The following is an 18,464-nucleotide window of genomic DNA, read 5'->3' as shown; positions in this document are numbered from 1 at the left end:
CGCCGCGGGCCCCGTGTCGCGCGGCATCCGGCACGGTGCCCGCATCACGACATACGGTGGGAGGGTGATTCGTAGCGACCTGGCTCTGGCCGCACTGGCCACTGCCGCCGTGCCCGGAATGCGACCGGTGTCGGTCGCTGCCATCCGCACCGGCGAGGAGACCCCGCAGCACCAGTCCGCCCTGATCGAGGACGTGACGGGACGCACCTGGCTGATCCGTTCCCCGCTGGGGGCCGCGGCGGGTGCGGAGCTGGAGCGCAATGACGACCTGATCCGCCAGCTCGGCCGCCACCTGCCGTTCAAGGTGCCGGCGGCCGCGGGCTATGCCGATCTGGGCCCGGACGGACGTGCGGTGGTCTATCCGTATGTCGAGGGGCTGGCCCTGAGCCTGCGTCACCTGCCGGTGGGCCCGGGTCTGGCCAGCGCCGTGGGACGCGCGATCGCGGCGGTGCACAACATGCCGCGCGAGCTCTTCGAGGAGTTCGCCGTCCCGGTCTTCGACGCCGACGAGGTGCGTGCCCGCAAGCTCGCCGAGCTGGACCGGGCCGCCGAGACCGGCCACGTGCCCAACGGTCTGCTCGCCCGGTGGGAGCAGGCTCTGGATGCCGTGTCGATGTGGAAGTTCGCCACGGCGCCGACCCACGGCACGCTGGACGGCTCCTCGTTCCTGGTGGCCTTCTCCGACGACTCCGACGCGGCCAGTGGCCGCGTGGTCGGCCTCTCCGGGTGGGAGCGCGCACAGGTCGGGGACCCCGCCGAGGACTTCGCCCGGCTGGTCGAGTTGGCCAACCCTCGGGCCGTGGACAGCACCTTTGAGAGTTACTCGCTGGCCCGGTCCCAGCGGCCGGACGGTTATCTGCTGCACCGGGCCCGCCTGGCCTCGGAGATGAGACTGCTCACCGGGCTGGCGGCAGCGGTCGGCAGTGGCGACGAAGCCTTCGTGCGCCGTCGGGCCGATGAGCTGCGCAAGTTGGACCGGTTGACGACAAGCGACAACTCCCTGGTCCCGCGGACCGCACTGGAGCCGGTCACTGCGGTGACAGACCTCTCGCGGCAGGAGGAGGGACCCGGCACCGGGGAACCGTTCGGTGACCCCGCTGCGGACCCGAGCGCCCCGACCGTGACGGCGGACGTGGACACCACGGCTCCGGTGCCGCTGCTCCCCAGCGCGCAGCCGGATGCCGTCAGCACCGACCTCGACGCCCGCACAGCGTCCGACTCCGAAGGACCCGCAGAGGCAGAGACCGGCTCCGAGGCACCCGCCGAGGCAGAGACCGACCCTGAAGCACCGGTCGACGCTCAGGCGGAGGCAGAGACCGACCCTGAAGCACCGATCGACCCTCGGGCGGAGGCAGCGGTCGACGAGCAGACCGAGAACCCTCTCGAGTCGGAGGACCACCCGGCGATCGAGGTCGACGACACCGACAACGACGACGAGCCGGCAGTCATCGTGGAGTCACCTGCCGATGGAGCCCACCTGGAGCCGGTGTCAGCAGCGGACGTGACGGCTCCCATCCCGATGTTCCACCCCGTCGGGGCCACGGGCGCTGACCCGTCCCCCGCCGCTGTGGACCTGAGCGCCCCCTCTGCCGACGACACTGCACCGGAGGAGGCAAGCGACCCGTCTGCCGACAGTTCCGCACCGGAGGAGGGGCAGGGCGGACCGCCTGACCCGCAGGAGGCTGAGCTGCTCAAGCAGGAGGCCGACGCCCAGGAGCGGGAGCAGCGCGCCGCGGACGAGCGGCTGCACACGCTCTACGGCATGCCCGACGATCCCGACCTCGGCGCGGCGGACCCCGACGGCCGGTGACGAACGATCAGCCGACCGCTGCCACCCGCCTCACGAGGTCCTCGACGTCCTGCTCGGACGGCAGGTCGGGACGGACCGTCTCACCCGTGGCCGCAAAGAAGAACGCGGCGGTGACCCGCTCAGGGTCGATCCCACGCAGCCGGGCATAGGCCAGACGGTAGACGGCCAGCTGCACGAGCCGACTCTGCTGGGCCTCAGCGGACCCGGGTGAGCCGGTTTTCCAGTCCACGACGACAAACTCGTCTCCGTCGGCGAAGACGGCGTCGATGCGGCCCCGGATCGCTCGCCCTCCGATCACCGTCTCGACAGAGATCTCCACGTCGACCGGGATCTGCCCGGACCATTCGCTGGCGAGGAAGTTGGCACGCATGACGGACAGGTCGATGACGTCCTGCTCCTGCCCCGGCAGCAACTCCTCGAGCTCGACGAGCGAAGGCACGCCGTAGTGCCGCTCCACCCAAGCGTGGAAGGCCGTCCCAGCCCGGGCCGCCTGGGCCGGAGGCCGTGGCAGGGGCCGGCGCAGGGAGCGCAGGTAGGAGTCTGGGTCGGCTGCAAGCTCCACCAGACCTGACGTCGACAGGTGCGGTGGCAGCTCCCCAGCGGTGACCGCGCCCCGCGCTGCCCTGGCGGCGTCCCGTTCCCGCAGGAGCCGAGTCACGTCGAGGCCGACGGGGTCATCGGCGGGGGGTGCCGCGAGGGTGCCGGCACGCCGGGCATCCAGGACCGCCTGCACGACGTCAGTCACCAACTCGCGTCGGGCGTCAGGGTGCACCGGCCACGGCGCGAACTGCTCCTCGGCCAGCAGCGGGTTCACCGCCTGCGCCGGATCGTCCATCTCTGGCATCGGCTCCCAGCGCGCCAGCTCCACCGCGCCATCCCGGGAGGCAATCACCTCGGTGAGGAACCGGGAGGTCTCCCGGGGGGTCTGCCCGGTCGACCACACCGGGGCGCTGACCAGCAGGTCGTGTCGGGCCCGGGTGAAGGCGACATAGGCCAGGCGGCGTTCCTCCTGTAGCTGGTGCTTGCCCCCGGCGACAGCGAAGTCCTCCACTGCGTCGCGCAGCTCGTGGGTGTCCGCCACGGAGTCCAGCGGCAGGGCCGGGAGTCCAGCCGCATCTCCGCGCAGGGGATAGGGCAGTGCCCCGATCCCGGTGAGCCACCCCTTGTCCCGGGGCTGACCTGCTCTCCAGCCGGTGTCACTCACCCGCGTCTGGGTCGTGTATGACGGGAAGATCCCCTCGGCCAGACCCGGCACCGCAACGACGTCCCACTCGAGCCCCTTGGCCGCGTGGACGGTCAGCACCTGAACGGCCGACTCCGACACCGCCACCTCAGCCATCTCCAGTCCGCGCTCGCGCTCACGGGCCGCCTCGAGCCAGTCCACGAAGCCACCGAGAGTAGGTCGCTCAGCACTCAGCGAGAAGGTGGCGGCCACCTCGACAAGGGCATCAAGCTGGGCCCGGCCCCACGCGGGCGGCAGGTCTGGATCGGAGGTGACCTCAAGGTCCAGCCCGATGGCGCGCTCCGCCTCCACCAGCAGCTCGGGCAGCGGCAGCCCGGCCAGGGTCCGCACCCGGCCGATGGCCTGTCCGAGCGCCCGCACCCGGTGCAGGGCGGTCTCGCTGACCCGGCGCCCCCGGGAGGCGCTCCAGGTCGGCGGTGGCAGTCGGTCGAGGGCGTCGGAGAGCACGACCTCGCTGCGCGGCAGCCCGTCCCGCTCCGCCAGGGCCCCCACCCAGGCCCACAGACCGTCGATGTCTGCAGCGCCGAGCCGGCAGACGGGACCGGTGAGCAGTCGCATCAGCGCATCACCGCGAGTCGGGTCCTGGGCCACGGTGAGCACCGCGACCAGGTCAGCGACCTCGGGGGCGCTCAGCAGGCCACCGAGACCGACGATCTCGACCGGGAGGCCCTGGCCGCGCAGTGCCTGGACGATCTCGTCGAACTGTGCCCGGTTGCGGCACAGCACAGCTGCGGTGCGGCCGGTGGGTGAGCCGTCCTCGTCGAGCCAATGGCCACGCACCCACTCGGCGACATAGCGCGCTTCGTCACGGTGCGTCAGCAGGCGTGCCGCGCGCACCGTGCCGGTGTCGACGGCTGGGCGGGGTCGCAGCTCGGCCACCGGCACCTTGCTGCCTCGTCGCAACGAGGCGGAGACATCGTTGGCCACGGCCAGGATGCGTTCGGCGTTGCGCCAGGACGTGGACAACGGCAGGACGGTGGCCGGACGCCCGCCCGCGGGAAAGGCCTCGGGGAAGGTGCTCAGAGTGGTGGCGCTCGCCCCCCGCCACCCGTAGATGGACTGGCTTGGGTCGCCGACAGCGGTCAACGGCAGCTGGTGCCCGGAGAACAAGCTGGACAGCAGCACCATCTGGGCCTCGCTGGTGTCCTGGAACTCGTCCAGGAGCACCGCTCGGTGCAGGTGTCGCTCCTGGTCTCCGACCACGGGCAGACTGGCCGCCAGTTGTGCGGCCAGAGCCATCTGGTCGGCGAAGTCCAGCAGGCCCCTGGAGCGCTTGAGCTCGCGGTAGCGGTCCACCAGCGGATAGACCCGCGCCTGGTCCCGGAGCGCGCTGGCCGTCGCGGGCCCCACCGCGAGGGCCTTCTTGTGGTCCCTGCCGGGCAGCGTGGACAGCCGGTCCGCGAAGCGCTCAACCAGGTCCCTGGCCGGCCCGGGGTCCACGAGGTGCTCAGCCAGCTCCCCGGACAGGGACAGGACCGCGTCCACCAGGGTCGAGGGAGCCTTCTCGAAGCCCGTCATGTCGGCATCAGTGGTGTGCACCACCTCGTGGGCTAGTTGCCACGCCGAGGCCTCGGACAACAACCGCGAGTCTGGCTCAATCCCCCAGCGCAGCCCGTGCTCGGAGACCAGACGACCGGCATAGGCGTGGTAGGTCGAGACCTCCGGGAGCGGCACCTCGTCCTCCTCCGGGGCCCACAAACCCCGCTCGGTCGCCGCGCGCAGCCGGCGACCGATGCGCTCACCGAGCTCGATGGCGGCCTTGCGGGTGAACGTCAGGCCCAGCACCTCCTCGGGGCGCACGATCCGGTTGACGACCAGCCAGACCACTCGGGCCGCCATGGTCTCGGTCTTGCCCGAGCCTGCCCCGGCCACGACCAGGGTGGGCTCCAGGGGCGCCTCGATGACTGCGATCTGCTCATCGGTCGGTGGCAGCTGACCGAGGGCGGCGGCGATCTCGAGGGCTCCGAGCGGAGCTGCGGGAGGTGCAGCGGGCCTCACAGGCACCGTCCCGCCTCCAGCGTGGGGTTCGGCGTGCCGGCTCACGCGAGCATCCGCCCCTCCGGCTGGATCGGGCAGCTGAAGCGCACCGGACACACCCGGCACCAGTGGCCCGGTGAGGCCGGGAACTCGGCTCCCGCCATGCCGTCTGCGGTGCGGGCCACCAGGTCGTGCGCCCAGCCCGGATCCGGGTCCTGGTCCAGTGGTGCCTGTCGCTGGGTGCCATGGGTCACCGTGGTGGTGCCGCTCGCTGCCCCGAGGTGCACGAGCGCCGCACCGGCCGAGCGCTGAGCAGCATCCTGAACCGGGACATCGGTGGTCTGCCCTGCGTCATCGGTCCTGGTGATCTGTCCTCCCTGAACCACCGCGACCTGATAGACCCCGAGCTGTGGGTGGTGCGGGATCTCCTTGCCCGCCGGACGGGACGAGCCGGTCTTGAGGTCGATCACCAACAGGTCACCGGACGCCTCCCGCTCGAGCCGGTCCACCCGACCGGTGATCAGCGCGCGCTCGTGCCGCGCGGTGATGTCCAGTTCGACGCCCACCAGCTCCCGCCCCTCTGCCGCGGCCTCGGCGGCATACCCGGCATAACGCTGCAGCATGCGCACGGCACGCTCCCACTGGCGGGTCTGGACCCAGCCCTCGCCCAGTGCCAGCTCGTGCCACCGCGCGCGCAGCGCCTCGGTCAGCTCCTCCACCTCACCGCCGGGTGCCTCTGCGACGACGTCATGGACCAGGGTGCCGACCGCGCTGGCGGTGGCACCCCCGGCGTCACCACCGTGGGAGCCCAGGATCCAGCGCAACTGGCACTCGCTAAAGACCTGGACGCGTGACGGCGAGACCGGCACCGGCCCCTCCGCCTGCAGGGCCCGGTCGTCGGACAGCGCCCGACCGTGCCACCAGCTGGCGGGATCCGCTCCCGGCACTCCAGCCTCGTCCAGCGTCAGCAGGTGCGCTGCAGCACGATCCCTGGCCTCCTGGTCGCCGGCACGTTGGGCCCGGACCAGGTCTGCGCGCAGCCGGGCCACCAGGCTGCGCAGGGTCAGCGGCGGGGCCACCTCGACCGGCACCCGCTCCCCCTCGACCGGGTCCAGCAGGTCCAGGAAGCTCGACGGCTGCTCATCCACGCTGGCCACTGCAGTCACCAGGAGCGCCTGCCTGCTGCGGGTCAGCGCGGCATAGAACTGACGCACCTCGTCGACCCGGACCTGGGCCTGGGCCGCCCGCAGTCCGGCCGGTCCCTGAACCTCTCGTCCGTGCAGCACGGACACCAGGGTCTCGGCGCCCAGCAATGAGTCACGCAGCCGCAGGTCCGGCCACGCCCCCTCCTGCACCCCAACCACCGCGACCCGGTCCCACTCCCGCCCTGCTGCCGACTGTGGGGTGAGCACCTCCACCGCCTCGGTCGGTCGCGCCCGCGCCACCAGGGAGTCGGGGCTGACCTGCAACGCCCGGACGTGTGCCAGGAAGCCGTCGGGGCCACGCCCGGGCAACCTGTCAACGTAGGCTTCCGCGGCTCCGAAGAGAGTCATGACCGCGTCGAGGTCCCGATCCGCACGAGCCCCGGCTGGTCCGCCGGCGAGAGCCGCCACCCGCCAGGCGTCAGCCACCCCGGCCGTCGACCAGAGTGCCCACAAGACGGTCTCAGCGGTGACGCCCGGACCCCAGCCGCCGTGCTCGTCGCGCGCGGCTGCCGACCGGCCAGCCGCGAGGACCTCGGCGCAGCGCGCCGCGGGCTCCGCGTCCGGTCCCAGGAACTGCAACAGCCCAGGTTGGTCCAGGAGTGCGGCCAGCACCTCCTCCGAGGGTCGGGCCCCACCCGACTCTCGCTCCCCCGCGGCCAAGACCCGACGCAGCCGCAGCATGGCCACCGGATCCGCACCACCGAGCGCGGAGGTCACCAACTCCACCGCCTCGCTGGAAGTGCAGTGCGGGGTCGGGCGCAGGCAGAGCTCATAAGCCAGCAGCAGCGCCCGCACTACCGCGTGCTCCTGCAGCGCCCCAGTGCTGGGCGGATCGTGCACCGGGACACCGGCGTTGACCAAGGCGCGACGCACCTGCTCGAGCCGCGAGCGGCTGCGCGCCAGCACCGCCATGCGCGACCACGGGAGCGCGGCCTCCCCCAGGTGCGCTTCGCGGAACCAGCCGGCCACCAAGGCAGCCTCCTGGGCCGCGGTGCGCACGGTGCGAACGCTCAGCGGCTCCGGCAACGCCGGCGCGGGGACGCAGAGCGCAGAATGACCAGCGCCCTCCGGCTGCTCGGCAGACTCGAGCCCCACGGGCGCAGACTCCCCCCGTGGCTCGGGTCGTCGGTGGTCCACTCCGGTGGCCGCGCCGACCCGGTCAACTACCCGGCCGGTGGCCTCCATCAGCACGGTGCCGCGCCGATGACTCACGGCGAGCACAGCGCGCGCGCAGGCGCTCTCGCAGCGGGCCGCCAACCGGTCCGCCAGTCGCATGAACCGTGCCGGGTCAGCACCCCGAAAGCCCTGGCCCGTCACGTCGCCGTCACCGATCAGCACGACCGACATCCCGGCGTGGTGGACCTGCTCAATCAGACGCGCCGCGGAGGCGGTGAGCTCCTGGGCGTCGTCCACGACCACGAGCTGGATCCGCCGACGCACCTGCCCCAGCAGCTCCTCGTCGGCGGCCAGCCGGTCCGCCGCGGCGGTGCAGATCCAGGCCGGGTCGTAGGCAGCCGGGCGCTGGAGAGCAGTCACCTGGTCGTACTCGCGCAGCACCTCGGCGGCCGCCCGCCACTCCGGACGACCCTGCTGGTCAGCGAGATCGGCCAGCTCCTCGGGGCCGAGGCCGTTCTCGACCGTGCGCATCAGCAGGTCGCGCAACTGGTCCCGGAAGCCACGGGTGCCAAGTGCCTCACGCAACCCGCTCGGCCAGCGGGGTCCGCGTCCCGACTCACGGTGTCCGGCCAGCAGGTCGCCGAGCACCACGTCCTGCTCGGCGCCGGTCAACAGGCGGGGCGCTGGCTCCTCGTCGGCAGCGGCGGCATCGGCCAGGAGACTGAAGGCGAAGGCCGAGGGTGTGCGGGCCGTTGGCTGCGTGGTCGTGCCTCCGACCGCTGCCGTGATCGCGTCACGCAGCCGCCCGGCTGCCACCCGGGTGGGCGCCAGCACCAGGGCGGCATCGGCCGACAGTCCGTCCCGCACCACGCGGTCGGTGACCGTGGCGACCGCCACGTGCGTCTTGCCCGTGCCGGGTGCCCCGAGCACCGTCAGCACCGGCACACGCTCGCGCACGGCCGCACGCTGGGAGGGGTCGAGGTGATCCGTCGGGGTGCTCATCAGGACTATCTGATCAGGGGCCACCGACACCGTCCCACCGGGCCCGGCGCATGTCGATCCCGGTCCTGGTCAGCGGGGTTCCCTCCGCCACGTGCCGCTGCCTGGCCTCGACCTCGTGCCCCTGGGGGAGCCTGCCGTCGGCGCGAACCACCCGCCACCAGTTCGTGGCGCTCCCGTAGCGCGACATGACCTGACCGACCTGGCGCGCCCCGCCATACTCCAGCAGTTCTGCGATGTCCCCATAGCTGAGGACACGCCCGGAGGGGATAGTGTCGACAAGGTCGATCACACGGCCAGCAAACGCCGGAAGCGGCGCTGGGTCTGCCGTGTCCGGGTGCATCGGCCCAGGATAGGACCGAGCGCTCCCGTCGGAGCACGACCCGAGGAGGACAACCTGCCGAGCAACGACGCGACCATCAACGCTCGTCTCCCCCGCGCCGAGCGTCGCGAGCAGCTGCTGGCGACTGCGCAGGGCGCGTTCGTCGAATCCGGTTACCACGCCACCTCGATGGACGAGATTGCCGAGCGGGCCGGAGTGAGCAAGCCGGTGCTCTATCAGCACTTCGACGGCAAGCTTGAGCTCTACCTCGGGCTGCTGGAGACGCAGAGTGACCTGCTCATCAGTCAGTTGGAGGCGGCGCTCACCTCGAGCGAGGACAACGCCGAGCGGATCACGGCCACCGTGCGTGCCTACTTCGAGTTCGCGGACGCACCCAACGGCGCGCACCGCCTGCTCTTTGAGACCGACCTGGTCAGCGAGCCCGCCGTGCGCCAACTGCTGGACCGGCCCTATCGCGCGTGCGCGGACGCCGTGGCCAGGCTGATTGTCGAGGACACCGGTCTGCCCTTCCGCAGCGCCCAACTGCTCGGAGTCAGCCTGGTCGGCATGGCCCAGGCCTGCGCCCAGCAGTGGGTCTCCGAGGGCCGCCCGACCCCGCTGGAAGAGGCGGTCGACCTCGTGGCCACGGTCGCCTGGCGTGGTCTGGGCCGTTTCCCGCTGAACCGGGCAGAAACCAGCGCCGACTAACGTTGGGCCACACGAGAGACTCCGCAAGGGCGCCCCGACCGGCGCCGCAACAGCCATCAGGAGATTGAGGGAGCATGGAAGTACGAATCGGTGTCAAGCAGGTCAGCCGTGAGGTAGTCGTCGAGTCCACCCAGACCCCGCAGGAGGTCCAGGACATTGTGACCGCCGCGCTGGCGGGCGAGGGTCCGCTGTCGCTCTCGGACGACAAGGGACGTCTCGTCGTGGTGCCGGTCGAGGCCATTGGCTACGTCGAGATCGGTGTCGAGGACGCCGGACGGGTCGGCTTCGGAAGTTACTAGTCAGCGCAAATCCCACACCACTCCAGCCACACCAGTACCATGAACACCGCCTAGATCCTCTAGGCCAGCAGCTCCGGAACTCGGGCTGCCAGGAAAAGCGCCGTGCCCGCACGGCAAGAAAGGTGCGATCACATGATTTGGACCATCATCGGGGCGCTGATCGTCGGCTGCATCATCGGGCCGTTGGCACGTCTCATCCTGCCCGGCAAGCAGAACATCTCCCTGCCGATGACCATCCTGATCGGCGCAGTGGGCTCCGTCGGAGGGTCCTGGCTGTACACCCTCCTCAGCGGCAACGAGAACACGAAGGGCATCGACTGGATCGCCTTCGCCCTCGGCATCGTCGTGGCCATCGTGCTGGTGCTCATCTACGGCGCCATCACCGGCAAGGACGACACCCACAAGCGGCTGCGCTGACCTCCAGCACCTAGCCCGCAACACGACGGAAGGCGTGGTCCCCCAGCGGGGACCACGCCTTCTGCCGTGGCGGGCTGTTGTGGTTGGGTCGGTCAGGGAGTCAGCCCGAGCCGGGCCATCCGCTCGCCGTGCAGTTCCATGAGCCTGGTGAACATCCGCCCCAGGTCTGCCAGATCCACCTCGCTGGCCTCCCCACCGACCAACAGGCCCATCAGCGCGTCACGTTCGAGCGCGACATACTGCGTCTGGGCGATGGCCTCACCGACCAGCCGGCGAGCCCAGAGAGCCAAGCGTCCTGCGACTGTCGGGTCCAGCTCGATCGCGTCGGTGACCGCGCGCACGGCAAACTCCTCCTGGGCGTCGACCTGCAGCACCGACTCGATCAGGTCGCGGGCGGGCTGGTCAACGTGTTGGGCGATCTCGCGGTAGAAGTCGCGGGCGATGCCGTCGCCGACATAGACCTTGACCAGTGCCTCGAGCCAGTCCCGGGGCCGAGTGCGCTCGTGAAAGGCATCGACCGGCCCCGTGAATGGCGCCATCGCCGCCTCGGGGTCGCGCCCCATGTCGCGCAACCGTCCCGCGATGCGTTCGAAGTGCTCCAACTCGGCACCAGCAGACCGTCCCATCCAGATCCGGACATCGAGTGCGGGCGCGGTGAGTGCGTCGGCAGCCATGCGCAGGCCCGCGACGAGCTCGGCGTAGCCGATCGCTCCCAGGAGCTCGGTCACCGGCTCGGGGCCGTTGTGCTCCACCGACCGGGGTTCGACGATGCCTGCCTGCTGCTCATGCTCCATGGGTGAACGGTAGCGCGCCGCCGAGGCCTTAGACTGTTGCCACCAGCGGTGCCCGGTCGGCATGACGCCTGGCTGCCAGCGCAGCCGCCCAAGAAGACTTCCGATCGGCCCGACCATGCAGGGTCCGCAGTGCGCGCCGCGGCGCGCCCACCACCGGAGACGTCGCCACGATCCCGGTGCAGGCCCGCCGACCGGAAGACACTCAACCATGGAAGAAACCCGCACATTTGCCGACTTTGCGGTGCACGACGACATCGTCCGAGCACTCGCCGAGGGCGGCATCACCCACCCGTTCCCGATCCAGTCCATGACCCTGCCCGTCGCCCTCGATGGCCACGACATCATCGGGCAGGCCAAGACGGGCACCGGCAAGACCCTCGGCTTCGGCATCCCGATGATCCAGCGCACGGTCGCTCCCCAGGACGAGGGTTTCGATGCGCTCGCCAAGCCGGGAGCACCCCAGGCGCTGGCCGTGGCCCCGACCCGTGAGCTGGCCGTGCAGGTTGCCGGAGACCTCACTCGCGCCGCAGCTCAGCGTGGCGGGATCCGGGTGCTGACCGTCTATGGCGGCCGGGCCTACGAGCCGCAGATCGACGCGCTGCGCCGTGGCATCGAGATCGTCGTCGGCACCCCGGGCCGGCTGATCGACCTGGCTCAGCAGGGCCATCTCGACCTGGGCCACGCCCGCACGGTCGTTCTTGACGAGGCCGACGAGATGCTTGACCTGGGCTTCCTCCCCGACGTCGAAAAACTGCTGTCGATGACTCCCGCCGGCCGTCAGACCATGCTCTTCTCGGCCACCATGCCGGGGGCCGTGGTCTCGCTGGCCCGCCGCTACATGACCCAGCCGACCCACATCCGCGCGATGAGCGAGGACGGCGAGGGCCACACCGTGGCCGCCGTCGAGCAGTTCGTCTATCGGGCGCACGCGATGGACAAGGTCGAGATGCTGGCCCGCATCCTGCAGGCCGAGGGCCGGGGCCTGACGATCATCTTCGCGCGCACAAAGCGGACGGCGGCCAAGGTGGCTGACGACCTCTCTGAGCGCGGCTTCGCGGCCGCCGCGATCCACGGCGATCTGGGGCAGGGGGCCCGCGAGCAGGCGCTGCGAGCGTTCCGCAACGGCAAGGTCGACATCCTGGTTGCCACCGATGTCGCCGCCCGTGGGATCGACGTCGAGGCCGTCACCCACGTCATCAACTATCAGTGCCCGGAGGACGAGAAGACCTACCTGCACCGCATCGGCCGCACCGGTCGCGCGGGTGCCACCGGTGTCGCCGTCACCTTCGTTGACTGGGACGACCTCCACCGATGGGGCATGATCAACAAGACCCTCGACCTCGGCATCCCCGAGCCGACGGAGACCTACTCCTCCTCGCCGCACCTGTTTGCCGAGATGAAGATCCCTGAGGGCACCCGCGGCACGCTGCCCAAATCAGCCCGGACCCGTGAGGGCCTGTCCGCCGAGCGCTACGAGGACCTCGGCGAAACCGGTGGTCGACGCCCGGGCGGACGCTCCTCCGACGGTGGCCGCTCCGGTGGTGGCCGCTCGGGTGGTGGACGCTCGGGCGGTGGCCGCTCGGGCGGCGCCAGCCGTTCCGGCGGTCGCGATGGTGCGGGTGAGGGCAGCACGGCCCAGCGCACACCGGACGGACAGTCCAGTGGTGAGCCCCGTCAGCGCAAGCCCCGCACCCGGCAGCGCCGTCGCGGCGGCAGCGGCCAGCCAGCCACCCAGTAATCACACACCCGGCCGGGGCAGCCACCACGGCTGCCACCGACCGGGAGAGCTCACATCCCGACGGGCGAGATCAGCCCCGACGGGCGAGATCAGCCCCGAATAGGCCCGACCCGGTCCCGAGTTCCAGGATGGCGTGGAGCACCCCTTCACTCGTGGTGTTCTCACCAAGACGGTTCGGCTTGCCGGTGCCGTGATAGTCGCTGGACCCTGTCGCCAACAGTCCCAGCCGCCGCGCCAGCGCAGCGGCTCGCTCCCGAGCCTGTGGTGAGTGGTCGCGGTGGTCGACCTCGATCCCGGCGAGTCCCGCCAGCGCCATCTGCTCGATGACGTCCTCGCCGACCGTGCGGCCGCGCGAGTCTGCAAAGGGGTGCGCGATGACCGGCACACCCCCGGCTGCACGGATGGCCTGGACCGCGGTCACCGGAGAAGGCGCATAGTGCCCGACGTAGTAGCGGGATCGGGAACTGAGGACATCGGCGAACGCCTCGTCACGACTGGCGAACCGCCCGGCAGCGACCATGGCGTCGGCCAGGTGCGGACGGCCCATCGTGGCACCGGCGGGGACCTGCGCCAGCACCTGCTCGTAGCTGTCCAGGTGGCCGTCCTCGATCAGCAGCTCGGCCATCGCCTGCAAGCGGGTCTCGCGCGACTCGCGCGAGCGGGTCGTCTCCGCCAGCAGGTCCTCGGCGGCAGGGTCGAACAGGTAGGCGAGCACGTGCAGGCTGATGCCGCGGAAGGAGCAGGACAACTCCATCCCGGGCACCACGGTGACGCCTGCCTGCGCGCCCGCGTGACCGGCGGCCTCCCACCCCACGGTCGTGTCGTGGTCCGTCAGCGCCAGCACGTCCAGGCCTGCGGCGGCGCCAGCCCTGACCACCTGCTCGGGCGGCTCCGTGCCGTCGCTGGCGGTGGAGTGGGTGTGCAGGTCGATACGCATAGATGCAACCTACGCGGCCCGAGCGCGGCATACTGGGTCGGGTGACTGCTCGAAAAGACCGAGGAACCCTGATCCGACGCGCCTCCACCTGGCGCACCGCAGCCGTGGGAGTCGGGCTGAGCGCCCTGATGCTGGCCGGCTGCAGCAGCGACGACGATCCCGAGATCGAGGACTCCCCCTCGGCGTCGGAAGAGAGCGACACGCCCACCGACGACGTGCAGGCGACGACCGACCCGGCCGACGACGCAGAGGCCACCACCGACCCGGCCGACGACGCAGAGACCACCACCAACCCGGCCGACGACGCAGAGGCCACCACCCAGAGCGGGCCCGCGACGTCGGCGGACCAGGCCTTCACCGTCACGCCACCTGCGGGGTGGCTGGACGTGACCGGACAGGTCGAGCAGGAGGTCGAGATCGCCCTGCGCGACGACGAGAAGACCGATGAGTTCTTCACCAACCTCGTGGTGGCCAGCGAGGACCCCATCGGCGACCTCGAGCAGTCGATCGAAGCAGCGGCTGAGCAGGTCGCCGGCGCCGACGGGGAGTATGAGCTGATCGACCCCATCGAGATCGACGGCGAAGAAGCCTTCGGGTTCGTCCTGACCCGCACCACCAGCGGGGTGGAGGTCGCGCAGACCCAGTGGTGGGTCGAGCACGGAGATCGCCTCTACGTCGCCACCTTCAGCAGTGCCAAGACCCAGCAGGAAGCCACCGAGCCGGTGATGGACGAGGTGCTGGACACCTGGTCCTGGGCCGACTGATCAGAGCGGCGCACCCCGGGACCGCGCGCGGGCCCGCTGCGCCGCCAGGTCCAGCCCGAACTTGCGGCGCGCGGCATACTGCCCGATCCAGACCCCGGAGGCCAGGCCGAGGCCGATCGACAGGGCAATGATGAAGTCGGTCGCGGCGTTCGGGAACAAGACGGTGTTGTCCATCAGCTGGAACAGAGCGCGATAGACGGCGAGCCCGGGGAGCATGGGCACGATCCCCGCAGTGATGATGGCCAGTTCTGGGACGCGCAGGACGCGGTGCGCGGCATACGCCAGGGCACCGACCACGGCGGCGGGCAGGACCACCGACTCGCCGGTGCCCAGCTGGAGCTCGAGCATGACCTGATAGATCACCGAGGCCCCGGCGGAGATGGCGGCTGCCAGCAGCGTCGCACGAAGACCGGTATAGGTGGACAGCGCGAAGCCGCCGGCAATGGCGGCCGCCGCGACGGTGACCACCAGTGGTGACCCCCTCAGGATGAGGTTGGGACTGATCTCCATCGGCACACCGAGACGCCAGGCCAGACCCAGGACCGTGGTCACGCCAACCGCGATGCCGAGGGTGAGGACGAGCACCTCCAGACCCCTGGCTCCCGCCGTGACGTAGTAGCCGTCGATGGCGTCCTGGGCCGCGCCCATCACGGTCAGTCCCGCCAGCAGCATGATGATGCCGGCGATGACCACGAGGGATGGCTGGTCGATGCCGGGGATGTCCCACCCCTGAGAGAGTAACCAGAAGATCAGCACGGCCAGGGCGGTCGGTATCGCGGCGCTGACGGCCTGGCTGAAGAAGGCCGCGACACCGAGCCGGGACAGCCAACGCTGCACCTGATCGATGAGCACCGCGGACAGGGCGGCAAGGGCCATGGTGAACCACTCGGCGCCGAAGAGCACGACGACACCCACGGCCAGCAACGCGCTGCCGCTCGTCGCCAGCCACCGGCGGTAGGGGTGCGGAGCGGACAGGATGTGCGCGAGCCGGTCGCGTGCCACCTCCGGATCGAGGGCCTCCTCGCCCGGCGCCCGGTGGGCAATCTCATCCACCAGCAGCTGCAGGTGCTGCAGCCGGGTGTAGTCCAGGCTCCGCACCCGGATCACCCGCAGCACAGCCAGGGGGTCGTCGTTCAGGCCGCGGTGGATGGACACCGTGATGGACGTAAAGGTGATGTCGACGTGAGCGGACCGGATGCCATAGGCCCCGGTCAGCCGCAGGACCGTCGCCACGACCTCTGAGGCCGAGGCCCCCGTCGACAGCATCGCCTCGCCCACCCGCAGCGCCAGATCGATGACGGCACGGGCGTGTCGTTGGCTCACCTCGTCGTCGCTGCCCGGCACGGCAATCGCCGTGGTGGGCGGGCTGACCCCTCGCACCGCCCACTGCGCGCGCCGCCTCCAGTCCCGGCCGACGCGCGGGGTGGCCCGGACCTGAGGCCCGGTGATCACCTGCGGACCGGTGACGTCACCACCCAGCGGCACCTCGGTGGCACCGAGCGGCACGTCAGGCAGGTTGGGGCGATCGGTCACCCACCCACCCTAGGGACTCCGCAGCGGACCGGCGCCCCGGACATGCGAGGATTGAGCGGTGAGTGAGAAGCAGCCCAAGCCCGAGCACCGCAGCCGCCCGACCAGCCCCGCGTTCCGGGCCTTCATCGCCCGGGGGTGGGCCGAGCACGACACCGAGCTGCCCACCCAGTCCGAGGCTGCACGGTATGCCGACGCGCGCCGGGACAGCGTCTCCGCCGCCTTCCCCGGGGAGCGCCTGGTGATTCCTGCTGGCGGCCTGAAGGTGCGCAGCAATGACACCGACTATGTCTTCCGTCCGCACAGCGCCTTCGCGCACCTGACCGGCCTGGGCTCGGACCGTGAGCCGGACGCCGTGCTGGTCCTGGACCCGTTGGAGGAGGGTGGGCACGAGGCTGTCCTCTACTTCCGTCCGTTGGCCGGGCGCGACAGCGAGGAGTTCTTCGCCGATGCTCGCGTCGGTGAGTTCTGGGTCGGTCGGCGCCCCACCCTGGCGAGCATGGCCGCCGAGCTCGGCATCTCGACCCGGGACCTGTCCGAGTTGCCCGACGCGGTCTCCAAGGACGCCGGGGCCATCGGCATCCGGGTCGTGCGCGAGGCGGACAGCGAGGTCGCGGAGGTCGTCGAGACCGCCCGCAGCCAGTCCGTCGAGCACAACGCCGAGACGTCCGCGCAGGCAGACGTCGATCTCTCCCGCTTCCTGTCCACGCTGCGGCTGGTCAAGGATGAGTGGGAGGTCGAGCAGATGCAGCAGGCCTGCGACGCGACCACGGAGGCGTTCGATGCGGTCGTCGCCGAGTTGCCAGAGGCAGTGCGCCGCGGGCGCGGCGAGCGCTGGGTCGAGGGCGTCTTCGGGCTGCACGCCCGACACTCGGGCAACGGGGTGGGCTACGACTCGATCTGCGCGGCGGGCGACCACGCCACCACGCTGCACTGGATCCGCAACACCGGCGAGGTCACGGACGGGGGACTCCTCCTGCTCGACGCCGGCGTCGAGATCGACTCACTCTTCACCGCCGACGTCACCCGCACGGTCCCCGTCAACGGCACCTTCACCGAGATCCAGCGCAAGATCTATGAGGCGGTCCTCGAGGCCCAGGAGGCCGGACTGGCCGCCGCGAAGCCGGGCAACAAGTTCAGCGACGTCCATGCCGCGGCGATCAGGGTCATCGCCACCAAGCTCCACGAGTGGGGCCTGCTGCCCGAGGGCGTCACGGTCGAGGACACCCTGGACGCCGAGCACGGCCAGCTGCACCGTCGCTGGATGGTGCACGGCACCAGCCACCACCTGGGCCTCGACGTGCACGACTGCGCGCTGGCCCTCCGCGAGGACTACATGGACGCGGAGCTGAAGCCGGGCATGGTGCTGACCGTGGAGCCGGGCCTGTACTTCAAGGCGGACGACCTGCTCGTGCCGGAGGAGTACCGCGGGATCGGGGTGCGCATCGAGGACGACATCGTCATCACCGACGACGGGTGCCGCAACCTGTCGGTCGCGCTCCCCCGCACCGCCGACGATGTCGAGGCATGGGTCCGTTCGGGCGGCAAGCGTTAGGGATCAGCGCCAGCCCAGCCCGGGTGCCACGTGGCGCAGCACGCTGTCCAGGATGTGCACGTTGTAGTCCACGCCGAGCTGGTTGGGCACGGTCAGCAGCAGCACGTCGGCCGCCGCGATCGCATCGTCCTGCGCAAGCTGCTCGATGATCGCGTCCGGCTCCCCGGCATACGTCTTGCCGAAGCGGGCCGGGCCACCCTCGAGGTGACCGACCTGGTCCCGGCTGCGCGTCTGCAGCCCAAAGAGCTGGTGGTCGGTGTCGGTGACGATCGGGAAGATGCTGCGACTCACCGAGACCTGCGGGGTCCAGTCGTGACCGGCCTGTGTCCAGGCGTCCCGGAAGACCTGGATCTGCTCGGCCTGCAGCTGGTGGAAGGGCACGCCGGTGTCCTCGGTCAGCAGCGTCGAGCTCATCAGGTTCATCCCCCTGCGCGCGGTCCACTCCGCCGTGGCGCGGGATCCGGTACCCCACCAGATGCGTCGACGCAGCCCCGGTGAGTGTGGCTCGATGCGCAGCAGCCCGGGTGGGTTGGGAAACATCGGTCGCGGGTTGGGCTCGGCGAAACCCTCCCCCACGAGCACCTCGAGGAAGCGGGCCGTATGCCGGCGGGCCAGGTCAGCGTCGCTCTCACCCTCGAGCGGCACGTGGCCGAAGTGCTCGTAGCCCGCGATGACCTGCTCGGGTGACCCACGGCTGATGCCGAGCTGGAGCCGACCACCTGAGATCAGGTCTGCCGCCCCGGCGTCCTCGGCCATGGCCAGGGCGTTGGCGTAGCGCATGTCGATCACGCCGGTGCCGATCTCGATACGACGGGTGCGGGCACCGATGGCGGACAGCAGCGGAAACGGTGAGCCCAGTTGCTGGGCAAAGTGGTGCACCCGGTAGTAGGCACCGTCGGCACCGATCTCCTCCGCGGCCACCGCGAGCTCGACGGACTGCAGCAGTGCGTCCGAGGCGGTCCGGACCTGGGAGTGGGGTGAGTCGGTCCAGTGACCGAAGGACAGGAAGCCGATGCGCTTCACGTGAGGCGTCCCGTCCTGACGAGGTGG

General features: G+C 70.9%; 14 protein-coding genes. 7 read left to right on the top strand and 7 right to left on the bottom strand.

From position 1 onward, the window contains the following. The first annotated feature begins 64 nt into the window (after positions 1-64). The gene (locus FNH13_RS05730; RefSeq protein ID WP_143782586.1) at positions 65-1,810 is read left to right on the top strand and encodes a phosphotransferase; all 1,746 of its coding nucleotides are present in this window, start codon (positions 65-67) and stop codon (positions 1,808-1,810) included. A gap of 7 nt (positions 1,811-1,817) precedes the next feature. On the opposite strand, the gene FNH13_RS05725 is transcribed toward FNH13_RS05730, so the two are convergent. The 3 genes from FNH13_RS05725 to FNH13_RS05715 are packed head-to-tail and all read right to left on the bottom strand — an operon-like array spanning position 1,818 to position 8,642. Then, positions 1,818-5,051: an ATP-dependent helicase gene (locus FNH13_RS05725; protein ID WP_143782585.1), complete on the bottom strand. Its 3,234-nt coding sequence runs from the start codon at positions 5,049-5,051 to the stop codon at positions 1,818-1,820. A 41-nt stretch (positions 5,052-5,092) separates the two neighbouring features. Continuing rightward, positions 5,093-8,353: an ATP-dependent helicase gene (locus FNH13_RS05720; protein WP_143782584.1), complete on the bottom strand. Its 3,261-nt coding sequence runs from the start codon at positions 8,351-8,353 to the stop codon at positions 5,093-5,095. 13 nt (positions 8,354-8,366) lie between these two features. After that, positions 8,367-8,642, bottom strand: a complete 276-nt coding sequence (locus tag FNH13_RS05715) for an MGMT family protein (RefSeq protein WP_229576573.1) — start codon at positions 8,640-8,642, stop codon at positions 8,367-8,369. A 45-nt stretch (positions 8,643-8,687) separates the two neighbouring features. Here FNH13_RS05715 and FNH13_RS05710 point away from each other — a divergent pair, with 45 nt between their 5' ends. From FNH13_RS05710 to FNH13_RS05700, 3 genes are all read left to right on the top strand, one after another. Continuing rightward, positions 8,688-9,380, top strand: a complete 693-nt coding sequence (locus FNH13_RS05710; protein WP_228266604.1) for a TetR/AcrR family transcriptional regulator — start codon at positions 8,688-8,690, stop codon at positions 9,378-9,380. A 74-nt stretch (positions 9,381-9,454) separates the two neighbouring features. Next, positions 9,455-9,679, top strand: a complete 225-nt coding sequence (locus tag FNH13_RS05705) for a DUF3107 domain-containing protein (RefSeq protein ID WP_143782582.1) — start codon at positions 9,455-9,457, stop codon at positions 9,677-9,679. A 132-nt stretch (positions 9,680-9,811) separates the two neighbouring features. Beyond that, on the top strand, positions 9,812-10,096 hold the full coding sequence (locus FNH13_RS05700; protein ID WP_143782581.1) for a GlsB/YeaQ/YmgE family stress response membrane protein: 285 nt from the start codon (positions 9,812-9,814) through the stop codon (positions 10,094-10,096). Positions 10,097-10,188: 92 nt separating this feature from the next. On the opposite strand, the gene FNH13_RS05695 is transcribed toward FNH13_RS05700, so the two are convergent. Continuing rightward, the gene (locus tag FNH13_RS05695; RefSeq protein ID WP_143782580.1) at positions 10,189-10,890 is read right to left on the bottom strand and encodes a ferritin-like fold-containing protein; all 702 of its coding nucleotides are present in this window, start codon (positions 10,888-10,890) and stop codon (positions 10,189-10,191) included. 208 nt (positions 10,891-11,098) lie between these two features. On the opposite strand from FNH13_RS05695, the gene FNH13_RS05690 reads away from it, so the two are divergent. Then, positions 11,099-12,628, top strand: coding sequence for a DEAD/DEAH box helicase (locus tag FNH13_RS05690; protein WP_143782579.1), 1,530 nt, complete (start codon positions 11,099-11,101; stop codon positions 12,626-12,628). Positions 12,629-12,698: 70 nt separating this feature from the next. On the opposite strand, the gene FNH13_RS05685 is transcribed toward FNH13_RS05690, so the two are convergent. Continuing rightward, a complete protein-coding gene (locus FNH13_RS05685) occupies positions 12,699-13,565 on the bottom strand; it encodes a PHP domain-containing protein (RefSeq protein ID WP_143782578.1) in 867 nt (288 codons plus the stop codon). Between the two features lie 41 nt (positions 13,566-13,606). On the opposite strand from FNH13_RS05685, the gene FNH13_RS05680 reads away from it, so the two are divergent. Then, positions 13,607-14,329: a RodZ family helix-turn-helix domain-containing protein gene (locus tag FNH13_RS05680; protein ID WP_143782577.1), complete on the top strand. Its 723-nt coding sequence runs from the start codon at positions 13,607-13,609 to the stop codon at positions 14,327-14,329. Here the strand turns inward: FNH13_RS05680 and FNH13_RS05675 are convergent, their stop codons facing one another. Continuing rightward, a complete protein-coding gene (locus FNH13_RS05675) occupies positions 14,330-15,862 on the bottom strand; it encodes a threonine/serine exporter family protein (protein ID WP_143782576.1) in 1,533 nt (510 codons plus the stop codon). It lies immediately after the preceding gene. 58 nt (positions 15,863-15,920) lie between these two features. Between FNH13_RS05675 and FNH13_RS05670 the strand changes: the two genes are divergently transcribed. Beyond that, positions 15,921-17,414, top strand: a complete 1,494-nt coding sequence (locus FNH13_RS05670; protein ID WP_143782575.1) for an aminopeptidase P family protein — start codon at positions 15,921-15,923, stop codon at positions 17,412-17,414. A 3-nt stretch (positions 17,415-17,417) separates the two neighbouring features. On the opposite strand, the gene FNH13_RS05665 is transcribed toward FNH13_RS05670, so the two are convergent. Next, a complete protein-coding gene (locus FNH13_RS05665) occupies positions 17,418-18,437 on the bottom strand; it encodes an LLM class flavin-dependent oxidoreductase (RefSeq protein ID WP_143782574.1) in 1,020 nt (339 codons plus the stop codon). Positions 18,438-18,464 lie beyond the last annotated feature (27 nt).

Source organism: Ornithinimicrobium ciconiae (assembly GCF_007197575.1).
Lineage (GTDB): Bacteria > Actinomycetota > Actinomycetes > Actinomycetales > Dermatophilaceae > Ornithinicoccus > Ornithinicoccus ciconiae.
This window is presented reverse-complemented; position numbering and strand designations above follow the sequence as displayed.